This window comes from Qipengyuania xiamenensis (assembly GCF_019711495.1).
In the GTDB taxonomy this organism is placed as follows: Bacteria; Pseudomonadota; Alphaproteobacteria; order Sphingomonadales; family Sphingomonadaceae; genus Qipengyuania; species Qipengyuania xiamenensis.
On sequence record NZ_JAIGNM010000002.1, the window covers coordinates 18,602 to 37,811 of the forward strand.

Below are 19,210 nucleotides of genomic sequence, written 5' to 3' on the forward strand. Positions count from 1 at the left end.
CGCGAAATGCGTGTGGAGTGTGATCGATGGGGATTGGCGCAAGCGCGCTCAATAGCTCCTCAATCGATCCGCTTCCGGCTCAACAACCGGGATAATCAATATGACAACCAAACAGTTTCAGTCGCAGCGCACATGCGCTGCGGGTCCTCTCGTGGCGATTGGCGGCGATAAGGGCGGAGTTGGAAAGAGCTTCCAAGCCAGAGTCTTGGCTTGGCAGCTCCATAGTCGCGGCATTCCGCTCGCGCTTTGCGATGGAGACGAGCGCAACGCTCACCTCGAACGCCACTACAGTAGCCAACTCAATACGGTCCGCTTCGATGCCCGCAGCGAAGCTGGCTGGACGAGCATGTTCAACCACCTAGACAATGTTCCTGCAGATCATTCGGTGGTGGTCGATCTTCCGGCAGGCGCAGGCTGCATGCTGCACCAAGAAGCGGCGCGGCTTATCGCCAACGAAGACCTCGGAATGCCTACGATACATGTCTGGGTGGCAACCCCAGGTGAGGATTCGGTTCGCCTTTTCCGCGACCTGATGGCCATCGCACCTGCATCACGAACAGCGTTCGTTATGAACAAGCATAACGATGAAAGTCTTGGTCGCTTCGACATCTGGATGAACTCCCGGACACGCGCTGAATTTCTCGCAGAAGGCGGATTGGAGGTGACTCTGCCGAAGCTGCCGCAACGCCCGCATGACATGATTGCCAACCAACGGCTGCCCTTTCCCTCGGAACGCCCCGCGAGTTGGTTGCGTGGTGACTGGTTCACCTTCCTCTCGTTCAGGGCAGCAGTCGAACGCGAACAGGCCTCGCTGATCCGCCTGATCGAGGAGATGTGCTGATGGTTACGATCAAAGAACTCTTCATTCGTATGGTCGACCGTTCGCCCGACAAACGTGACTGCGAATTGATCGACAAATTGGCGATTACCCTTCCCGACGAACTCAAGAATGATATTGGGATGAAGGCCGAGCTTGTCTTGCGTGCTGCCCACATTCGGCAGCTCGAAGAAGTGATGAACGAAGCAGCAAATGTGGTTCGCCGCAAGGTCGAAATCGACGGCGAGAAGTGGGCCATGGATGCTGCCAATCGGGTCTGGCGCCGTGTCGAAGCACAGCTTCCTCCCAGCGCCTCTACGAAAGTCTTCTGGACGCTCATCGCGATCACATTTTGGTCTGCGTTGCTGGGGGCTGTCTTTTACAACATGGGCTGGAACTCGAGCGAAGAGACATACGAAACGGCCAGTGAAAGTCTGCAGGCTCTGACCGAGACCGAATTCGCCTTCTGCGTGGTCAATGCAGCTCAACATGCATCGCAGATCCGGTCCGGGAAAGGGCCCGGAGACGCCGCAAAAGCGTTGCGCGCTTCTACGCGCAATTGCGCCGCAGAATACGATCAAAGGCGCGTGGCGCTGCAGCAATAAGACTGAAGAGTGAAGTAGTGCGACCGCATTCGCGGTCGGCTGCCACCTCAATGGGTTCCTTAAACGGAATAGTGAGGAAATGAGCAAGGGCTGGCTATCGACTACCGCGCCCGTCCTTCGACGTCACGGAGGCTGCTCTCTGTCGTTCAACTCTGTCGCGCACCCTGCGTAGCCTGACCTTGCTGGTGGCAGTTTCGCCTGCCCCCAGACCCCCACACTGAACCACTAATGCTTAACAAGAGGAAGGAATGAAAATGCCTGGAAAACCCGGATCCGAGACCCGCTATCGCAACCACGTTCGCACAACCCGTTGGAGCGACCAGGAACTTGCCTACCTGACTGAGCTCGCGCATTACTCCGGATGCTCGGTCCCGGAGCTACTTCGCCGCCTGGTCTGCCGTGCCAACCACCAGATTATCATTTCGCGCGATTTAGTTTACCAAGTGACTAGGCTTGGCACGAACGTCAATCAGATCGCCAAGAAGCTCAACAGTGAGCAGCCGGTCTCTGCTGATGAACTGACAGCTGCATATCAGCAGCTTCTCAAAGCCGTGAGCGTCGCGCGATCATGATTGCCAACCCCACCTGGGGCGCGAACTTTGCGGGCCTTGTCGACTACTTGACCGAGAACCGCGACCACCAGGTCCTCCATTTTGAAGGGGTATCGTCCGTCGAAAATGCCGCTGCGGAAATGGAGGCTGCCGCATCGTTGAACAGCCGCGCAAAGAACAAGCTTCTCCATCTCTCGCTTTCTGCAGCCCATGAAGATGGCCAGCTTTCTGATGACAAATGGCTTTATATTGTAAGCCAGCAGCAAGAGGCCCTTGGCCTTGACGGCCATGCATTTGTCGTTGTGCGTCATGAAGACACTGAGCATGACCACGTGCATGTCTTCTGGTCCACCATTTCACCGCGAACTGGGAAGACACCACCCAAAATGTGGTTCCTTAAGAAGGGCTGCGCGACTGAAAATATCGGCCCGCAAGCCCTGACAACTGAACAGGTTGCGCGCGTTCCAGAGGCCTATCGCGCTCTGCGAAGCTTCGACTTCCGCGCCTTGGCGAGGGTACAAGATGTCTGTCGCCGCGTTGAGCGCGAGCTGGACCTGCGCCGACTGAATACGCCGCAGGAGGCCAAAGCGCAGCGTTTGAAAGCGTTGGAAAGGGAAGCCGAACCTGGTCAGAGAAAGCGTGCCGAGCGCACGGGTTCGGTGCCGCTGATGGAACGATCTGAAGAAATTCGAGAGGCTCTAGACCAGCGAGTTTGGCAATCGAGAAGTGATGCACTCGCAGCCATCGGTTTGCAGCTTGAACCTGTCTACACTGGCACAAAAACGAAGAGGCTTCGCGGTCTCACTATCGCTGATATCTCGGATCCGGGTAACAAGCTGAAAGCCTCTGCACTGGACACGGGCGTTCAGAAGTTCGGCTTGGGGTCACTGGACAAACGCATACTCAAAGGCACGCCAGACTTCAAAACATGGTGGCCCGAACGAAAGATGTCGTCCTCTTTTGAGCCTCTTCAAACTCCAGATGCGCGGTCAGAGCTCAAACAAGACTATGATCTGGAAGTCGCTCAACACAAGCTCGACCAGGAAGAACGCCGTCGCGAGCTAGCGGATTTGCGCATACGCCAGACCCGTGAGTTGCGCGCCAAACGGCGCGCCCTCATGAAGCAACGCAAAAACGAAGCTATACGGTTGAAGCCGTCGGAACGTCGAGCATTCTATTCGCGATTTTCGCAACAAGTCCGCAAGCGCGAGCTTGCAGAATTGGAAGCTCGCCACAGAGTCGAGAGATCGCCACTAAGGCGCAGACGAATGCCAACATGGCACCAGTTTATAGCGGCTCGTGCCGATGCGGGTTGTCAAAAAGCAGGCGCGGTTCTGGCAGCGATGCGGCCTGTCCAAACAGTCAAGAAGACAGTCACAGCAACTGGTCCGAAGAAGCGATTGTCGGTTCCGAACAAGGAGCATTCCAAAGATCAGCACTTAGCCAACCAACCGACAACGCGCATCCCAAAATCAAAGTCTTTTCTCTCTGGTCGAAATCAAGGAAACACCGAAATGCCCGAGCATTTGGCCGCGTATTGGCAGCGTCATAAGGGTGGCCAAGGTCGGTCTTGAGGGTTCGGCTCGCTGCCTTTCATTGGCAGCTTTGCGCCCTCATTTCGGTCATTCCGCCTACTCACAAGGCGTCGGAAAAGCAGACTAAAGCTCGATGGGTCGTGTCAAGCTCTCCACGATCCGGCATTCGCCAATCTTGTCGGCATCGCACGAGCGAAGCATCTGACTGAGTTCGTCGCGCAGTGATGCAAGGTCGGCGATCCTTTGCTCGACATCGGCCAGTTGCTGCCGAACAAGATGGTCGACATCCTTACATGGCTTCTCGTCATGATCGGACAGAGCCAGCAATTCACGCACCTGCGCCATGTTGAATCCCAGGCCTCGTGCTCTTCTAACGAAGCTGAGCATCTGCAGATGTTCGGTGGAATAGTCGCGGTAGTTGCTGTCGGTTCGATCTGCGGTGGGCAGTATGCCTTCGCGCTCATAATACCGGATCGTTTCCGCTTTCGTTCCGGTGGCACGCGCCAGTTCGCCGATACGCATTGCTTGACCTTGTAGTTGCTACAAGGTGCATATGTATTTGCGACTCGAACGTTGCAAGGAAATCGAAATGAGTTTGTCCTGCTGCGGCACACCAGAACCGAATGGTGGTGCGCACAACAATCCGCGCTGGCGTCTGATCTTGTGGATTGCGCTCATCGCCAACGGCGCGATGTTTCTTGTCGAGATTTTTGCGGGACTTGCTGCGGACTCCCGGGCATTGCAGGCCGACGCGCTCGACTTCTTTGGCGATGCGGCGAACTACGCTGTTAGTCTCGGCGTTGCCGGACTTGCCCTTGCCTGGCGCGCCAAAGCGGCCATGCTTAAAGCAGCAACCATGCTCGTTTTCGGCCTATGGGTGATCGGCTACGCAGTTTATGCGATTGCGGTTGGATCAAACCCGGAGCCCACGACCATGGGGGTCGTCGGCGTCGCGGCCTTGCTTGTGAACATATCTGTAGCACTAATGCTGTTCCGCTATCGGGAAGGCGACGCAAATATGCGTTCCGTTTGGATCTGTTCGCGCAACGATGCGATCGGAAACGTGGCCGTACTGGCTGCAGCACTCGGCGTACTGGGGACCGGACAAGCTTGGCCTGATCTCGTAGTTGCCGGCATTATGGCAGGCCTTGCCATCTGGGGCAGCTTGGAAGTTTTCAAACAAGCGCGAGTCGAACTAGCTCATGGCTGACTCGGCACCCAATAGAGCCGCAAACCTGCTTGCCAAGGAATATCGCGCAGCACAGAAGGCTGTTGAAGCGCGCCAGATCGACTTGGCTTGGCATCATCTGGAACGCGCTCACATTCTGGCCCAGACCCGTTTATGGCCACATTGCCAGTCGCACTGGAAGATGCTTTCGCTCGCCATAAATCAGCGTGATTTTCGCGAGGTGGTCGGTCAGGTTATTCGACTGATTCTCGCACCAATCGGCAACGCTACAGGCAAACTTCCATTGGGCAATACAGGTCGCGCTAATGTCAGTGGATTTACCGAGATGCCCTATCCGGACGATTTAGCGGACGCCATTTTGCAGCCTGTCGATTCCGATGGCGGCTTTTAGCTGTGTCAATACTTTGCAGGCGAAAATACATGAGCGGGTTCGGACAAAGCCGCCACGATAGCGCCTTGCACGAATCTCGCCGAAACCCTAGAGGCAGCGTAGCGATGCGACGTGTAATCATGCCTCTTCTTGCGCTTGTGGCACTGCTTTTCAGCAATCTGCTGATGGTGCCCGATGTGCATGCCGAACAGGGGGAGACTTTTGCGCACGCCGCCGACCATGTCTACGCGCATGGCACTGAACACTTCGATGCTGATTTCCCGGATGACGGCCAGAATCAACAAGACCACACGGGCGCCCACCATCACAATTGCAGTTTCAATTTGAGCGAAACTGGCAACCTGGCATCGAATGCTTTGTGGCATCGAGAAAAGTTAAAGCGGCCGCTGCGGGTAGCAGCCCTAGCGTCGCGTATGCCGTCCGTACCCCAACAACCGCCCAAGGCCTGACCGAGACTTTATGTTGAGGCGAGCGCTATCCCGCTCGCCTGGTTTCAGTCAGGAGATACGAGATGCGGTGCATTGCACTGGCCGCGGCACTGATAGCCGCGTCCATCGGCTCGCAAACATGGGCACAAGACATAATCACGCTCGACGACGCGCTTGAACTCGCGGGCGTTGGCAGCGGCGCGGAGGACGCAGCGTCTGCCAATCCGAGGGTCTACGGGCCTTTGGCGGAGGAAGAGGCAGCGCGCGCAGCCATCGCGCAGGCGCGGCTGCGACCTAATCCGGAGCTGAGCTTCGAGGCGGAGAATATTGCGGGAACCGGCGCGTTTTCCGGTCTCCGATCCAGCGAGTACACGCTGGGCTTTGCACAGCAGATCGAGTTTGGCGGTAAGCGCCGCGCGCGCATCGGAAGCGCGGAAGCATCGGCGAGGATTGCTGGGGTTCGCCGGGATATGTCGACCGCTGAACTCGCGCTGGCCGTGAGGGAGCGCTACATTGCGGCAGTCGCCTCTGGACAACGCGTCGAACTCGCGCGTGAAATCGTTGAGCGCAATCGCGAACTTGCGCGTGTTGCAACCGTGCTGGTCGAGGTTGGGCGAGAGCCTCCTCTACGCGCCATGCGAGCACAGGCTGCGCTTGCCGAAGCGGAAGCGCAATTGCAGGCTGCCGAAGCTGACGAGATTGCTTCGAGGCAAGCTCTCACTGCGCTGTGGGTGCCCACAGAAACACTTTGGCGTACGGAGTCTTCCTTTCCCGAGATTAGCTCACCCGTTACTGCGCATGAGGCGTCGGAACCGCTGCCGCTGCGATTGGCCAGTGCTCGTACCGAATTCGCTCAGGCCGAGATCGCTCGCGAACGATCGCTTGGCGTGCCGGACCCGACGGTCATGGCGGGTGTGCGGCGCTTCGAGGGCAGCAACGACCAAGCCTTTATTGTCGGCGTTACGATCCCGCTTCTTTTCGGCAACCGCAACCAGGGCAATGTCGCTGCCGCCGAAGCTCAGGCGCGCGCTGCGCAGGCACAGGAAGCGATAATCGAAGCCGATTATCGACTGGAATTCGAGCGTACCTTAACGCTTTATCGCTCTGCCGATACAAGGGTTGAAACCTTGTCGCGCGCTAGCCTGCCGCAAGCCGAGGAGGCGCTCAGACTGGTCGAGATCGGCTATCGCAACGGGCGCTTTCCCCTGATTGAAGTCTTGGCTGCCGCCGAAGCGCGCGACATCATCCGTGAAAATCTGATCGAAGCAGAAGAGACGCGCGCCACTCTTGCAGCGCGCCTGATCTGGCTGACGGCAGGGTGAGGATTAGGGTCATGAAACGTAACTACATACTCGCCGCCGTCGGTATTTTCGTTCTAACTGCGATCGCCATTTGGGCATATTGGCCTGAAGCGTCTGACGACCATAGCGGGGACGAACACGGCGAAGAAAGCCGCACGCTCGAAGGCATTGTGCAAATTAGTGAAAGGCAAATCGAAGCCTCTTCGATCGGCATCGAGACGGTCCAGATTGGCTCTGTCACCGAACTCGTTTTCCCGGCAACCGTCGCCGCGGCACCCAATGCGAGTGCTCGTATCGACGCGCGTGCTTCCGGGGTCGTCCGCGGCGTCAGCAAGACCCTCGGCGATTACGTTCGGCAAGGAGAGGCGATAGCACGCATCGAAAGCGCCGATGCGGCAGGACTCGCATCGCAGGTGGCAATCGCGCGTGCGCGCGTGAACGAGCTGTCGGCACTCTACGACCGCGAACGTCGGCTCTTCGAAGCGAACGTCACCGCGCGGCAGGACCTCGAAGCGGCGCAGGCCAATCTTCAGGTTGCACAATCGGAATTGTCTCGCGCTCAGGCGGCTGCCGCGGCAGCGGGAGTGAGCGGCGATGGACGCTCTCTCGCCGTCACCAGTCCAATTGCCGGGCAGGTCACCAGCGCCCCGATTATTCTGGGAGCCTATGTGTCCGCCGGCGATGAGCTGTTCCAGGTCATCAACGCCAGCGGATTGCAAGTCCAGGTCGCACTTCCTGCAAATGATGCAGCGAGAATCAGACCCGGGGACGAGGCTACGCTCGAACTGGGGCAGGGCCGCGAGATCGGCGGGCGCGTGCGTTCCGTCACGCCCGCACTTGACCCCGAAAACCGCAGCGCCACCGCCGTCATCGCACTCGCGCGGGGCGCACCGGATCTCCGACCAGGGGCATTCTTGCAGGCAAGGATACGCCCATCGGGCGAATTGGATACCGCGACGATTTCGGTACCCGAAGATGCTGTACAGATGGTGGAAGGGCGCGAGGTTGTCTTTGTCCGCATGGCAAGCGGGTTTCAGGCCATGCCGGTAACGACCGGTACGAGGTCAGCGGGGCGTATCGAGATTGGGTCGGGCCTGCGCGAAGGTCAGCAGATCGCAACGCGCAATGCCTTTCTCCTCAAGGCCGAGCTCGGAAAGGAGGAGGCTGAGCATGGCCATTGATAATCCTTCTTCGCTCGCGCCCGACCAGCAACACCGATCAGGAATGATCGGTTCGATCCTCAATCTGTCAGTTCGCTACCGCTGGGCGGTTGTGCTTATCGCTCTCGGCATCGCGATCTGGGGTTCAGTCAATCTCGCGCGCCTGCCAATCGATGCGGTGCCCGACATCACCAATGTGCAGGTGCAGATCAACACCGAGGCTCCGGCACTCTCTCCTTCGCAAATCGAAACGCAGGTCACCTTCCCGGTAGAAACCAGCATGGCGGGTATCGAAGGACTGGAGATGACCCGCTCGATCTCTCGCAATGGCTTCAGCCAGGTAACCGCGATTTTCGAAGAGGGCACGGACCTCTATTTCGCGCGGACGCAGGTTGAAGAAAGGCTCGCGACGCTTGCCGCCTCGCTGCCAGCGGGTGCCGAACCCTCAATGGGACCAATCTCCACCGGGCTCGGCGAAGTCCTGATGTACACCATCGAGTTCGATGGCGCCTACGGCAAAGATGCGTCGAGCGGCGGGCCGATGGGATGGCAACCCGATGGGAGCTTCGTTACCGATGACGGCGCGGTCCTCGATACCGAGGTGGCGAGAGCGGCATACCTGCGAACGGTTCAGGACTGGATTGTCGCTCCGCTCATGCGATCAACCGATGGCGTCGCCGGCGTCGACACGATTGGCGGCTACGAAAAACAGTATCTCGTGCAGCCCGATCCAGATCGCCTCGCGGGCTACGACGTTTCAATCGAGCAAGTTATCACGGCGCTGGAAGCCGCGAACCAAGCCGAAGGTGCGAACTTCGTCGAGCGCGCGGGGGAGGCCCTGCTCGCCAGGGTCGATGCCCGTCTGCGTACCACTGAAGATATTAAACAGGCCGTAGTCGCGACACGCGAGGGCATTCCTGTTCGCGTGGCCGACATTGCCACGGTTGAAGTCGGCGGTGATCTGCGAACCGGCGCGGGCTCGCTCAACGGTGAAGAGGCGGTGATCGGTACGGTCCTGATGCGGGCAGGCGAAAATAGCCGCACGGTCGCAGCCGGTGCCGCCGAGCGATTGGAAGAGGTGCGCGGGTCGCTGCCTTTCGGGGTTACGGCAGAAATCGTCTACAATCGCTCCACACTGGTGGATGCGACGATCAGGACGGTTCGCAACAACCTGACCGAGGGTGCGCTACTGGTCATCGTGATCCTGTTTCTGCTGCTCGGCAATATTCGTGCCGCGGTCATAGCTGCAATGGTGATCCCGCTTTCGATGCTAATGGCGGCGATCGGCATGAACCGATTGGGCGTATCAGGCAATCTGATGAGTCTGGGCGCGATCGATTTCGGGCTGATCGTCGATGGCGCCGTCATTATCGTCGAGAACAGTATCGCCCGTCTCGCCGCGAGGCAGGAGCATGAGGGCCGTCTGCTCACCTTGTCGGAGCGGCTCGTTGAGACACGCCTTGCCGCGCAGGAAATGATCAAACCGACGGTCTACGGGCAGGCGATCATCCTACTTGTTTTCGCCCCCTTGCTCACCTTCAGCGAGGTCGAGGGCAAGACCTTTTCGCCTATGGCCATCACCGTGATGCTCGCGCTGGCATCGGCCTTCATCCTCTCACTCACCTTCGTTCCGGCGATGGTAGCGCTTTTGCTGAGCAAGAAGGTCAGCGAAGGGGAAATGAAGCCGATCCGACTGGCCAAAGAGCGCTACGAGCCTCTTCTTCGCAAGGCACTCGTTCGTCCTTGGCCGATTGTCGGAACGGGTGTGGGAGTTTTTGCACTCGCAGCGGTGGTATTCGCTTTTCTAGGGAGCGAGTTCACGCCGCAGCTCGATGAGCGAGACTTTGCGGTGCAATCGCTCCGTATTCCTTCAACACCGCTTGAGCGTTCGCTCGATATGCAAAAGCAGGTCGAAGGCCGTCTTAAGCAATTTCCGCAGGTCGAACTGGTCTTTTCTCGCACCGGAACGGCAGAGGTCGCTACCGATCCGATGCCGCCGAATATCTCGGACGCCTATGTCATCCTCAAGCCACGAAGCGAGTGGCCCGATCCCTCGATCCCGAAAGACGAGCTGGTGAACGAGATGGAAGAAGCGCTCGGCGATCTCGTCGGCAATCTCTACGAATTCAGCCAGCCGATCGAACTGCGCTTCAACGAGCTCATCGCCGGTGTGCGCGGCGATGTCGCCGTGAAGCTTTATGGCGATGATCTTGCCGCTATGACAACCGCCGCCAAGCAAGTGGCCTCCGTTCTTGGAGGGATCGACGGCGCGGCAGATGTGAAGGTGCAGCAAGTGTCGGGCTTCCCGACTCTCGATGTCGCTTTCGACCGTCCCACGATCGCGCGCTACGGTCTTTCCGTCGAAGATGTGGCGCAGACCGTTGCCATCGCTCTTGGTGGTCGCAACGCCGGGCTGGTTTTCGAAGGTGACCGTCGCTTCGACATTGTTGTTCGGCTGTCCGACGCCAATCGCAACGACTTTGATCAGCTGGGTGTCCTGCCGATTGCCTTGCCGAACGGTGGCAGCGTTCCGTTGCGCGCCGTTGCAGAATTCAAGGTAGTGGACGGTCTGGCGGAAGTGCGGCGTGAACAAGGCCGCAGACTAGTGATCGTTTCTGCGAATGTCCGCGAACGGGATCTTGGGTCATTCGTTAGCGAAGCCCAAGCAGCGGTTTCAGATCGCGTCACGCTCCCGTCGGGGTCCTTTATTGAGTGGGGCGGCCAATACCAGAACCTGCAACAGGCGCAGCAGAGACTTTTCATCGTCGTCCCGCTCGTCTTTGCGGTAATTCTGCTCTTGCTCTACATGGCAGTGGGCAGCTGGGCGTCGGCATTGGCCGTGTTCAGCGCAATCCCCCTCGCCCTGGCCGGAGGCGTGTTCTTTCTCGCGCTACGCGGGATGCCGTTCTCCATTTCTGCCGCAGTCGGCTTCATAGCGCTTTCAGGGGTCGCGACGCTCAATGGACTGGTGATGATCACGGCCATCAAGCAGCGCCTCGCCGAGGGCCTGGCGCTGGTCGACGCGATCATAGAAGGCGCTATTGCGCGCCTGCGTCCGGTCCTGATGACAGCTCTCGTCGCCTCCCTCGGCTTTGTGCCTATGGCCATAGCAACCGGAACGGGGGCGGAAGTTCAGCGTCCATTGGCTACCGTAGTTATCGGGGGCCTCTTTACCGCAACCGCACTCACTCTGTTTGTTCTGCCGGTGATAACCGGTCTCGTACTGCGCGAGAAGCAAACCGAATTACCCAACGAGAAAGGCTGACACTTGTCGGACAAGCACGATCATGAGGGTTCTCATTCGCACGACCATGGGGGAATTTTTGGCGAGCGGACGGAGCTGATTTTTGCTCTGCTCTCCGGGTCCAGTCTGGCGATTGGCTTCGGAATCGAGCAGCTGGCAGATCAAGCCCCGGCTTGGGTTCCTCTCACCTTCTATATTGCAGCCTATTTCTTCGGTGGCTTCTATACGCTCAAGGAAGCCATCGGAAACGCATCGGCAGGCAAGGTCAAGATCGACTCGTTGATGCTGGTGGCAGCGGCAGGGGCCGCTTTCCTTGGTGAGTTTGCTGAAGGTGCCTTGCTCCTGTTTCTTTTCAGCCTCGGCCACGCCCTCGAAAACTTCGCCATGGGTCGGGCCAAGCGCGCGATCGATGCACTTTCGGAACTCGCGCCTGAGCGCGCGACTGTTCTGCGCGATGGTTCGCCGGTCGATCTTTCCGTTGAAGACCTTGTCGTTGGCGATGTCGTCCTGGTTCGTCCCAACGAGCGGCTACCGGCAGACGGTTTCATCGTGAAGGGCCAATCCGCTATCAACCAGGCGCCGGTCACGGGAGAGAGCATTCCCGTCGACAAGTCGCCAGTAGAGGATCGGGGCGCTGCCCGCTCTACGCCAGCTTCTATCAAGGCTAAATCGAGGGCATTTGCGGGCACGATCAATGGCAGCGGCGCGCTGGAGGTTGAGGTAACGCGCAAGGCCAGCGAAAGTACATTGAGCAAGGTGGCCGAGCTCGTAGCGCAAGCAGAGACTGAGCGCTCGCCGACGCAGCGGATGACGGACAAGTTCGAACGCGTCTTTGTGCCGCTCGTGCTCTTGCTTGCCGCAGTCCTCCTGTGCGCGCCGCTAGTGATTGACGAGCCATTCAGCGAAAGCTTTTATCGAGCCATGGCCGTACTGGTCGCGGCGAGTCCCTGCGCTCTCGCCATTGCAACACCGAGCGCCGTCCTTTCGGGTGTGGCCCGGGCTGCGCGCGGCGGCGTCCTTGTGAAGGGCGGTGCCGCGCTGGAAGACCTCGGCTCTCTTAAAGCGATTGCATTCGACAAGACGGGGACCCTTACCGAGGGCGAACCGCGGATCACCGAAGTTATTCCCGCCCCTGGCGTGGTAGAGAAGGAATTGCTGTCGGTTGCCGTGGCGGTCGAAGCACTGAGCGATCATCCCTTGGCGCAGGCAGTCGTTCGTGATGGCAAGGCGCGCTTGGACGACGCGGCTATTCCGAGCGCAGAGAACCTCGAAAGCCTGACAGGTCGCGGAGTGAAGGCACAACTCGAGGGTGAGACCGTCTGGATCGGCAAAGCGGAGATGTTCGGAAACGACGGCTTGAAACCGCTAACCAGCGAGGTGGCTGAAACAATTGCGCAGCTTCGCGAGAAAGGCCGCACGACCATGGCTATTCGCCATGGCAATCGTGACCTTGGCGTGATCGCCATGATGGACACGGCGCGGGAGGGGGCGAAGGAAACCCTTGCGGCACTGCGCGAACTCGGAATTGAGCGCATGCTGATGATCTCCGGCGATCACACCAACGTGGCTCAGGCGATTGCTGCCGAAGTAGGACTTGACGAAGCACGCGGCGACCTGATGCCGGACGATAAGGTCGCGACCATCGAGGCCCTAAGTACCGAGGCGAAGGTCGCCATGGTAGGCGACGGCGTTAACGATGCACCAGCGATGGCGCGCGCGACGGTCGGTATCGCTATGGGAGCCGCAGGTTCGGACGTCGCACTTGAGACCGCTGATGTCGCGCTTATGGCCGACGATCTGCGTCATCTGCCCTTCGCGGTAGGTCTTTCGCGCAAATCCCGCGGTATCATCCGCCAGAATGTTTACGTCAGTCTGGGCGTGGTGGCGATCCTAGTCCCGGCGACGATATTTGGTCTGGGAATCGGACCCGCTGTCGTGATGCATGAGGGGTCCACACTTTTGGTAGTATTCAACGCTCTGCGCCTTCTTCGTTATTAGTAGGTAGGAAAATGTTTTAGAGAGCGTCGGTCACCGCTGCTTTGCAGCAGCTTCGCTCGACAAGCCGTTGGTCTGCTAACGGCCTCACTATTGGTATAAGCGAGTAGGCTGACTGGACGGCAGGCATCAGGAAGCTGCTTCACATGACTGCTATCGGGTCGTATCCGAATGACAGCTATGCAGTGCCAGATCACCAATACCAGACAGACCGCTATCGGCCCCAAAGCTGCCGTCGTGAGGGAGTAGCGCTGAATGACTGGAATTGGGCCGGAAGCGGAAAGGCAGCTTTTATATCTTGGAGCAGACCAAGCGGACAGCGACAGTTGACCGTATCGCAATCCGGTGCATTAGAGAATGGTCTGGAGAAACCCCTCTTGGCATAGACTTTTGCCGTCGTCCAAACGCCCTTGCAGGACAGCCAACACGGAGCTGAGGGCAACAAACTAAATCGGTTTACTATTTAGCGCGCCTTTCCTACCATCCAGAGATGGCGAGAGAATCCTTTACGATTCAGGGCGCAGGCGCAATTTCCCTTACAGCCGAGGCTGAGGGGGATGCCTACGCCTTACCCGTCCTCCTTGCGCACGGCGGCGGGCAGACACGGCGCGCGTGGAGAAGGGTAGTCAGCGAGCTGGCTCAAGCCGGCTTTCGCGCAATCGCCTTCGACATGCGCGGTCACGGAGACAGCGATTGGTCGCCATGCGGAGCTTACGAAATGCGCGACTTCGCGGCGGATCTGGTCGCTGCAGCGTCGCGCCTGGACCAGAAGCCAGCGCTGGTCGGCGCTTCACTGGGCGGGCTCGCCGGACTGATTGCCGAAGGGGAGCTTGCTCCAGGTAGCTTTGCTTCGCTCACATTGGTCGACATTGCCCCGCGCATGGAGCCCGGCGGTGTGATGCGCGTGGTTGGTTTCATGGAAGAGCATGTCGATAGCGGCTTCGCCTCACCAGAGGAGGCAGCGGACGTGATCGCTCGCTACATGCCGCACCGTCCCAGGCGGGGCGCGAGCGATGGTCTGAAAAGCTATCTGCGGCAGAAGCCGGATGGGCGCTTCTATTGGCACTGGGACCCTGTGTTTATCCGTAATATAATGGCAGCCAGACAAGGCGACCCAGACAGCCAAGAACGTCAATCGGCAATGCTGAGCCAAGCTGCGGCGAATCTCACGCTTCCGCTTCACCTCATCCGAGGCGCCTCTAGCGATCTTGTTTCCGAAGAGGCCGTTTTGCATCTGCGACAACTCGCCCCCCATGCAGAATACACCGATATTGCCGATGCCACGCACATGGTCGTGGGCGATGCGAACGATGCCTTTTCCGCCGCTATCGTCGATTTCCTAGGGCGCCATCACTCATCCGATACAGCTCAGCCACATGGGACGAGGGAGCTATGATCGATCGAGAGCGCTTGCAGGAAATGCTGCATATCGCGCCGTTTCACCGATGGCTTGGGCTGGAGATTGCAACATGCTCCGACCAGGGAATCGAGATCACCATGCCTTGGCGCGAAGAGATCGTGTCGAACCCTATGATTGGGTCGGCGCATGGAGGGGTCCTGGCTTCACTGGTCGACCTCACCGGGCTTTATACTCTGCTTGCGGGGGGCGTCGCGGCGAGAGCGACGGCCGATCTGCATGTCGATTACCACCGTCCTGCAACCTCAGGACCTCTCACTGCTCACGGACGGATCGTGAAGATCGGGCGACAGATTTCGGTGGCGGAAACCCGGGTTCTCGGGCCCGACGGCAAGTTGGTCGCCAGCGGCAGGGGCGCCTACTTCTCGTCAACCGGATCAATTGATCAGCGCGGCGGGACTATTGATCTCGAACAGGCTCTTGCCACCCAAGGCCCAGCGACTTCTGCAGCGCAATCCACGCCAGCGTAAGGGCGCCTTTTGCCCGGACGAGATCTGCCGAAGCCTGCTGCTGGTCGCGTAGCGCTCGATTGAGATCAGCCCTCGAGATCGCTCCTGCCGCATAGCGCTGGCGATTCAGATCGGCGGCGCTATCCGCCTGGCTCTTGATCTGCGCGCTGGCTGCCAGCGCGACCCGTTGTTGGCCAAATCGTGCCAGAGCGCGCTCGGCATCCTGTAGCGCCGCGAGGACGGTTTGACGATAGTTGGCGACAGCTTCGTCGCGGACCGCCCCGGCGCGATCGACCGACGCGTCGACCCTTCCAAAATCGAGGAAGTTCCATTCCAGGCGGGGTATCGCCAATGCCGAAAATTCACCCACATCGAATATGTCGTCGGGGGAAGATCCGCCAAAGCCCAGAATCCCCATAAAGGACAGCTTCGGGAACCTTGCCGCTTCGGCCACCCCGATCCTGGCCGTTGCAGCGGCGAGAGTGCGCTCAGCCGCCCTGATGTCGGGCCGACGCGCGATCAGACTCGCCGGATCGCCGACAGTAACCTGATCCGGGGGCATAGGGATATCACGCGGCGTCGAAAGGTCTTCGTCCGTCGATCCCGGAATCCGTCCCGACAGGATCGCAAGCGCGTCTAGCAGGACGGCTGTATCGGCCTCCGCCTCGGCGAATTGGGACTTGAGCACCTCCAGCTCGGCGTTCGCATTGCCCACCGGGAACAGCGGCAGCGCGCCTTGCTGATACCGCTGATAAGTCAGGGCCAGGATTTCTTCCTGCAGTTTGATCTGCGTACGGTATTGGTCGGCGCGGAACTGAGCCTCCCGCAAGTTGACGTAGTTATTGGCAACTTCGGCGGTCAGCTGGACCTTTGCGTCCTCCGCATTGGCGACCGTTGCCGCAGCCTGCGCGTTGCCGGCCTCGATACGCCTCCGCGAGCCGCCCGCAAACTCCAGCTCCCAGTTGGCATTGAGACCAACATTGTAAAAGCTGAGGGCGTCGTCGCTTCCCGCCTCCGGATCGGGTTGCTGTGAGGAGGGGGGGGGGCCTCCTTGGATGTCGAGGCCGGGAAGCCGGCCCTGGATAGTGGTGGCCTGGGTTCCCAGCGCTGGCATTCTGCCCGCCCGATCCTGCCTGACCGATGCCCGGGCCTGCGCGATGCGCGCTTGCGCTGCCTGGAGCGACGGATTTTCGGACAACGCAGTTTCGACCAGCCGGGTCAGTTCAGGATCGTCGAGCGGCACCCACCATTCGGCAAGGGCCGGGTTTAGGACGCCTACGTCCTCGCCAGCGCGGACAAACCCATGGCCCGTATCCGCCGACAATATTTTCGGAGGGCCTGCGTAGTCCGGCCCAGCCGTACAGCCAGCCAGCAAGGCGATGAGGAGAAGCGATGGTATTGGACGGCGCATCATGTTAGGCTCAGTGCATCGAAAGGGAGACATTTTTTGGAAGCGGCCTCAGGAAGAGGACTAGCGGAACCGTCGCGAGGGTCAGGACCCCCATCACCAGGAAGACGTCATTGTAGGTCATTATGAACGCCTCGCGTTGGAGGGTGCGGCTCAGGACGGCCATCGCCCCCTCCATGCCGCCGAAGTTTCGCGCCAGCCCGTCGAGATAGTCCTGCAGCGAAACGCTGTTCGCATTCAGGGTCTCTTCCATCCGCCGGCTATGATGCCAGATCCGCTGGTCCTGGAACGATGCCAGAGCCGAAAGAGCGAAAGAGCCACCGAGATTGCGGGCGGCGTTGAAAATCCCCGAAGCGTCGCCGGCATCCTCCTTGGCGACCGAAGCCACCGTCGCCTGGTTCAGGAACATCATCGACAGGATCATGCCGACACCGCGCAAGAGCTGGCTCTCGGTGAAAACGGCACCCCCGGATTCGGCTGTAAGGCTGGTGCTGACAAAGCAGCTGACCGCCATCAGCAACATGCCGGCGCCGACGGCGATGCGAATGTCGATCTTCCGGATCATCAAGGGAAGCACAGGCATCAACAGGAAGGCCGGGACGCCCATCCAGAAGATGACCAGCCCGGTCTGAAGCGCATTGTAGTCAGAAATGATCGCGAGGAACTGCGGGATGACATAGGTCGAACCATACATCACCATACCCAGGGCGAGCGCCATGATCGCGACGCTGGCGAACTGTCGATTGAACAGGAGCTGCAATTTCAAGACTGGCTTGCGTGCCTTCACCTGTCCGTAGATCAGCGAGGCAAATCCGACGACTGTGATGATTGTGAGCCAGCGAATGAGAGAGGATTCAAACCATTCCTCGCGGTGGCCCTCCTCAAGGACGACCGTAAGTCCGCCCAGCCCCAGGATGAGCCCGACAATGCCCGCCCAATCCGCGTCGGTGAGATAATCCCACTTTGGCTTTTCGTGGGGCAAGCCAACGAGCAGCAGCAGCAGCAGCAGGCCGCAGACCGGCACATTGACAAAGAAGGCATAGTGCCAACTCAGATTCTCGGTCAGCCAACCCCCGATCAAAGGCCCCATCACGGGGCCGAGGATCACTGTCATGCCGAACAGGGCCATTCCGATGGGCTGCTGATGCGGCGGCAGCCTTTTGGCCACGATGGTCATTGCCGTCGGAATGAGCACGCCGCCCATGAAGCCCTGACCCGTGCGGCCGATGATCATGGTCGTAAGGTCGGTTGCAATCCCGCACAGCACCGAAAAGGCGGTGAACGCGCTGACCGCGATGATGAGGAGGGTTCGCAGACCGAACAGCCGTTCCAGCCAAGCGCTCAGTGGAATGACGACAATCTCAGCAACGAGAAACGAAGTGGCAATCCAGGTGCCTTCGGCGCCTGTGGCACCGATCTCGCCCTGAATGACGGGGAGTGCGGAATTGACGATTGATATGTCCAGCGTCGCGAGCATGGCGCCGAGCGCGCCCGCGGCCACAGCGACCCAGGCGGTAACGTCTGCGTTCTTTCGGCCCGCGGCCGGACCTCCGGGAGTGCCGGGGGCTGCCAGTGCCTCAGTCATTGCGTCCGACTCGAGATTTCTTCCAGTTCGCCGGCTGCATTCCGGGTATCGACCGTCGCCACTACCGACATGCCGGGAACGAGCAGGCGTCGCACTTCAGGGGGAGCTTCGATAGCGATGCGAACAGGGATGCGCTGAACGATCTTGGTAAAGTTTCCGGTGGCATTTTCGGGGGGGAGGATGGAAAATTCCGCCCCCGTTCCCGGCGATATGCTTGCCACTCGTCCCGCGATCTCAAGGTCGGGCAGGGCGTCAACTTCGAGCGTGACGGTCTGGCCGGGTCGGATGAGGCCGACCTGCGTTTCCTTGAAGTTCGCGGTCACGTAGATCGCGCTCACCGGAACCACCGTCATCAAACGTTGACCCGGTTGCACGAACTGGCCCACCCTCACCGAGAGATCGCCGACGCGGCCGGCCTTGCTGGCGCGCAGCAAGGTCGATTCAACCGTAAGGTCGGCTGTTTCCAGCTGAGCGCGAGCAGCGTCCGCCTGCGCCTGGGTCTGGCTGATCTGCTCGAACAGGGTCCCCCGGCGAGCGGTCGCGGCAGCCACCGCCGCCTGCGCAGCGGCGAGTTCGGCCCGCGCCTGCCGCGCCTGCGCCTCATACTGGTCTAGCTTTTCCCGCGGTTCGGCTCCTGTCGCGGCAAGGGGCCGATATCGCGCCACCTGGTCGTTCGCGAGGTCGAGTGCTGCGCCCGCGGCGGCGAGTTGGGCCCGCGCCTGGCGAATGGCTGCATCCTGTTCGGATACCTGAGAACGGATTGTGTCGGCACCGGCCAGGGTCGCAGCGATCTGCGCGCGCGCCTGTTGCGCTTGCGCCTGATAATCCCGCAGATCCAGTTGTACGAGGGCTCCGCCGCGAGCAACCTGCTCGTTCTCCCCCACGAAGACTTCTTCGACGTATCCCGCTACCTTGGAAGAGATAACGACGCTGTCGGCAGCGACATAGGCGTTGTCAGTCGACTGCATGTACTGTCCGTAGGTTACGTGCCGGTAGTACCACCAGATCCCGCCAAGCAGCACGGCAAGACCAACGATGATTAGCACGATGCGCAAGCCACGCCGCGATTGCGGTTTCGTTGGGGTTGTGCCCTCCTGCTCCGGTTCGTTGGAGGTATCGGTCATCTGACTCTTTC

At 59.7% G+C, this 19,210-nt stretch carries 17 protein-coding genes; 12 read left to right on the forward strand and 5 right to left on the reverse strand.

Translation table 11 applies throughout. From position 1 onward, the window contains the following. Nucleotides 1-100 precede the first annotated feature (100 nt). From K3165_RS08375 to K3165_RS08390, 4 genes are all read left to right on the forward strand, one after another. Nucleotides 101-841, forward strand: coding sequence for a P-loop NTPase family protein (locus K3165_RS08375; protein WP_221548425.1), 741 nt, complete (start codon nucleotides 101-103; stop codon nucleotides 839-841). Continuing rightward, a complete protein-coding gene (locus tag K3165_RS08380) occupies nucleotides 841-1,422 on the forward strand; it encodes a hypothetical protein (protein WP_221548427.1) in 582 nt (193 codons plus the stop codon). Before K3165_RS08375 ends, K3165_RS08380 begins: the two co-directional genes overlap by 1 nt. Before the next feature lie 254 nt (nucleotides 1,423-1,676). Further along, nucleotides 1,677-1,994, forward strand: a complete 318-nt coding sequence (locus K3165_RS08385; RefSeq protein ID WP_221548428.1) for a plasmid mobilization protein — start codon at nucleotides 1,677-1,679, stop codon at nucleotides 1,992-1,994. Beyond that, nucleotides 1,991-3,547 (forward strand): relaxase/mobilization nuclease domain-containing protein, encoded by a 1,557-nt coding sequence (locus tag K3165_RS08390; RefSeq protein WP_221548429.1) that lies wholly within the window; start codon nucleotides 1,991-1,993, stop codon nucleotides 3,545-3,547. The genes K3165_RS08385 and K3165_RS08390 overlap by 4 nt, the downstream gene beginning before the upstream one ends. 84 nt (nucleotides 3,548-3,631) lie before the next feature. On the opposite strand, the gene K3165_RS08395 is transcribed toward K3165_RS08390, so the two are convergent. Next, entirely contained in the window at nucleotides 3,632-4,030 is a 399-nt protein-coding gene (locus K3165_RS08395; protein ID WP_221548431.1) for a MerR family transcriptional regulator, read from the reverse strand. A 67-nt stretch (nucleotides 4,031-4,097) separates the two neighbouring features. Here K3165_RS08395 and K3165_RS08400 point away from each other — a divergent pair, with 67 nt between their 5' ends. Then, nucleotides 4,098-4,718: a cation efflux transmembrane domain-containing protein gene (locus tag K3165_RS08400; RefSeq protein ID WP_221548994.1), complete on the forward strand. Its 621-nt coding sequence runs from the start codon at nucleotides 4,098-4,100 to the stop codon at nucleotides 4,716-4,718. Beyond that, complete coding sequence (locus K3165_RS08405) at nucleotides 4,711-5,088, forward strand: DUF3703 domain-containing protein (RefSeq protein ID WP_221548432.1); 378 nt, start codon at nucleotides 4,711-4,713, stop codon at nucleotides 5,086-5,088. Before K3165_RS08400 ends, K3165_RS08405 begins: the two co-directional genes overlap by 8 nt. A 5-nt stretch (nucleotides 5,089-5,093) precedes the next feature. Here K3165_RS08405 and K3165_RS08410 read toward each other — a convergent pair whose 3' ends face one another. Further along, complete coding sequence (locus K3165_RS08410; protein ID WP_221548433.1) at nucleotides 5,094-5,453, reverse strand: hypothetical protein; 360 nt, start codon at nucleotides 5,451-5,453, stop codon at nucleotides 5,094-5,096. A gap of 146 nt (nucleotides 5,454-5,599) precedes the next feature. Between K3165_RS08410 and K3165_RS08415 the strand changes: the two genes are divergently transcribed. The 6 genes from K3165_RS08415 (at nucleotide 5,600) to K3165_RS08440 (ending at nucleotide 15,103) form a co-directional block, all read left to right on the forward strand. After that, entirely contained in the window at nucleotides 5,600-6,838 is a 1,239-nt protein-coding gene (locus K3165_RS08415) for a TolC family protein (protein WP_221548435.1), read from the forward strand. Between the two features lie 11 nt (nucleotides 6,839-6,849). Further along, a complete protein-coding gene (locus tag K3165_RS08420; RefSeq protein ID WP_221548436.1) occupies nucleotides 6,850-7,998 on the forward strand; it encodes an efflux RND transporter periplasmic adaptor subunit in 1,149 nt (382 codons plus the stop codon). 43 nt (nucleotides 7,999-8,041) lie between these two features. After that, nucleotides 8,042-11,242 (forward strand): efflux RND transporter permease subunit, encoded by a 3,201-nt coding sequence (locus K3165_RS08425; RefSeq protein ID WP_221548995.1) that lies wholly within the window; start codon nucleotides 8,042-8,044, stop codon nucleotides 11,240-11,242. Between the two features lie 3 nt (nucleotides 11,243-11,245). Further along, the gene (locus K3165_RS08430) at nucleotides 11,246-13,219 is read left to right on the forward strand and encodes a heavy metal translocating P-type ATPase (RefSeq protein WP_221548438.1); all 1,974 of its coding nucleotides are present in this window, start codon (nucleotides 11,246-11,248) and stop codon (nucleotides 13,217-13,219) included. Nucleotides 13,220-13,706: 487 nt separating this feature from the next. After that, entirely contained in the window at nucleotides 13,707-14,612 is a 906-nt protein-coding gene (locus tag K3165_RS08435; protein WP_221548440.1) for an alpha/beta fold hydrolase, read from the forward strand. Next, complete coding sequence (locus tag K3165_RS08440) at nucleotides 14,609-15,103, forward strand: hotdog fold thioesterase (protein ID WP_221548442.1); 495 nt, start codon at nucleotides 14,609-14,611, stop codon at nucleotides 15,101-15,103. The genes K3165_RS08435 and K3165_RS08440 overlap by 4 nt, the downstream gene beginning before the upstream one ends. Here the strand turns inward: K3165_RS08440 and K3165_RS08445 are convergent. From K3165_RS08445 to K3165_RS08455, 3 genes are read right to left on the reverse strand one after another with little or no spacing between them, the layout of a single operon-like run. Further along, nucleotides 15,033-16,496, reverse strand: coding sequence for an efflux transporter outer membrane subunit (locus tag K3165_RS08445; protein WP_345720766.1), 1,464 nt, complete (start codon nucleotides 16,494-16,496; stop codon nucleotides 15,033-15,035). The genes K3165_RS08440 and K3165_RS08445 overlap by 71 nt on opposite strands. A 7-nt stretch (nucleotides 16,497-16,503) precedes the next feature. Further along, entirely contained in the window at nucleotides 16,504-18,075 is a 1,572-nt protein-coding gene (locus tag K3165_RS08450; protein WP_221548443.1) for an MDR family MFS transporter, read from the reverse strand. Beyond that, the gene (locus K3165_RS08455; protein ID WP_221548446.1) at nucleotides 18,072-19,199 is read right to left on the reverse strand and encodes an HlyD family secretion protein; all 1,128 of its coding nucleotides are present in this window, start codon (nucleotides 19,197-19,199) and stop codon (nucleotides 18,072-18,074) included. The genes K3165_RS08450 and K3165_RS08455 overlap by 4 nt, the downstream gene beginning before the upstream one ends. Nucleotides 19,200-19,210: the final 11 nt, after the last annotated feature.

Bases quoted from the DNA above. Each gene is read 5' to 3' on its own strand.
- K3165_RS08375 (WP_221548425.1), top strand. From the start codon at position 101: ATGACAACCAAACAGTTTCAGTCGCAGCGCACATGCGCTGCGGGTCCT.
- K3165_RS08380 (WP_221548427.1), top strand. From the start codon at position 841: ATGGTTACGATCAAAGAACTCTTCATTCGTATGGTCGACCGTTCGCCC.
- K3165_RS08385 (WP_221548428.1), top strand. From the start codon at position 1,677: ATGCCTGGAAAACCCGGATCCGAGACCCGCTATCGCAACCACGTTCGC.
- K3165_RS08390 (WP_221548429.1), top strand. From the start codon at position 1,991: ATGATTGCCAACCCCACCTGGGGCGCGAACTTTGCGGGCCTTGTCGAC.
- K3165_RS08395 (WP_221548431.1), bottom strand. From the start codon at position 4,030: ATGCGTATCGGCGAACTGGCGCGTGCCACCGGAACGAAAGCGGAAACG.
- K3165_RS08400 (WP_221548994.1), top strand. From the start codon at position 4,098: ATGAGTTTGTCCTGCTGCGGCACACCAGAACCGAATGGTGGTGCGCAC.
- K3165_RS08405 (WP_221548432.1), top strand. From the start codon at position 4,711: ATGGCTGACTCGGCACCCAATAGAGCCGCAAACCTGCTTGCCAAGGAA.
- K3165_RS08410 (WP_221548433.1), bottom strand. From the start codon at position 5,453: ATGCCACAAAGCATTCGATGCCAGGTTGCCAGTTTCGCTCAAATTGAA.
- K3165_RS08415 (WP_221548435.1), top strand. From the start codon at position 5,600: ATGCGGTGCATTGCACTGGCCGCGGCACTGATAGCCGCGTCCATCGGC.
- K3165_RS08420 (WP_221548436.1), top strand. From the start codon at position 6,850: ATGAAACGTAACTACATACTCGCCGCCGTCGGTATTTTCGTTCTAACT.
- K3165_RS08425 (WP_221548995.1), top strand. From the start codon at position 8,042: ATGATCGGTTCGATCCTCAATCTGTCAGTTCGCTACCGCTGGGCGGTT.
- K3165_RS08435 (WP_221548440.1), top strand. From the start codon at position 13,707: ATGGCGAGAGAATCCTTTACGATTCAGGGCGCAGGCGCAATTTCCCTT.
- K3165_RS08440 (WP_221548442.1), top strand. From the start codon at position 14,609: ATGATCGATCGAGAGCGCTTGCAGGAAATGCTGCATATCGCGCCGTTT.
- K3165_RS08445 (WP_345720766.1), bottom strand. From the start codon at position 16,496: ATGATGCGCCGTCCAATACCATCGCTTCTCCTCATCGCCTTGCTGGCT.
- K3165_RS08450 (WP_221548443.1), bottom strand. From the start codon at position 18,075: ATGACTGAGGCACTGGCAGCCCCCGGCACTCCCGGAGGTCCGGCCGCG.
- K3165_RS08455 (WP_221548446.1), bottom strand. From the start codon at position 19,199: ATGACCGATACCTCCAACGAACCGGAGCAGGAGGGCACAACCCCAACG.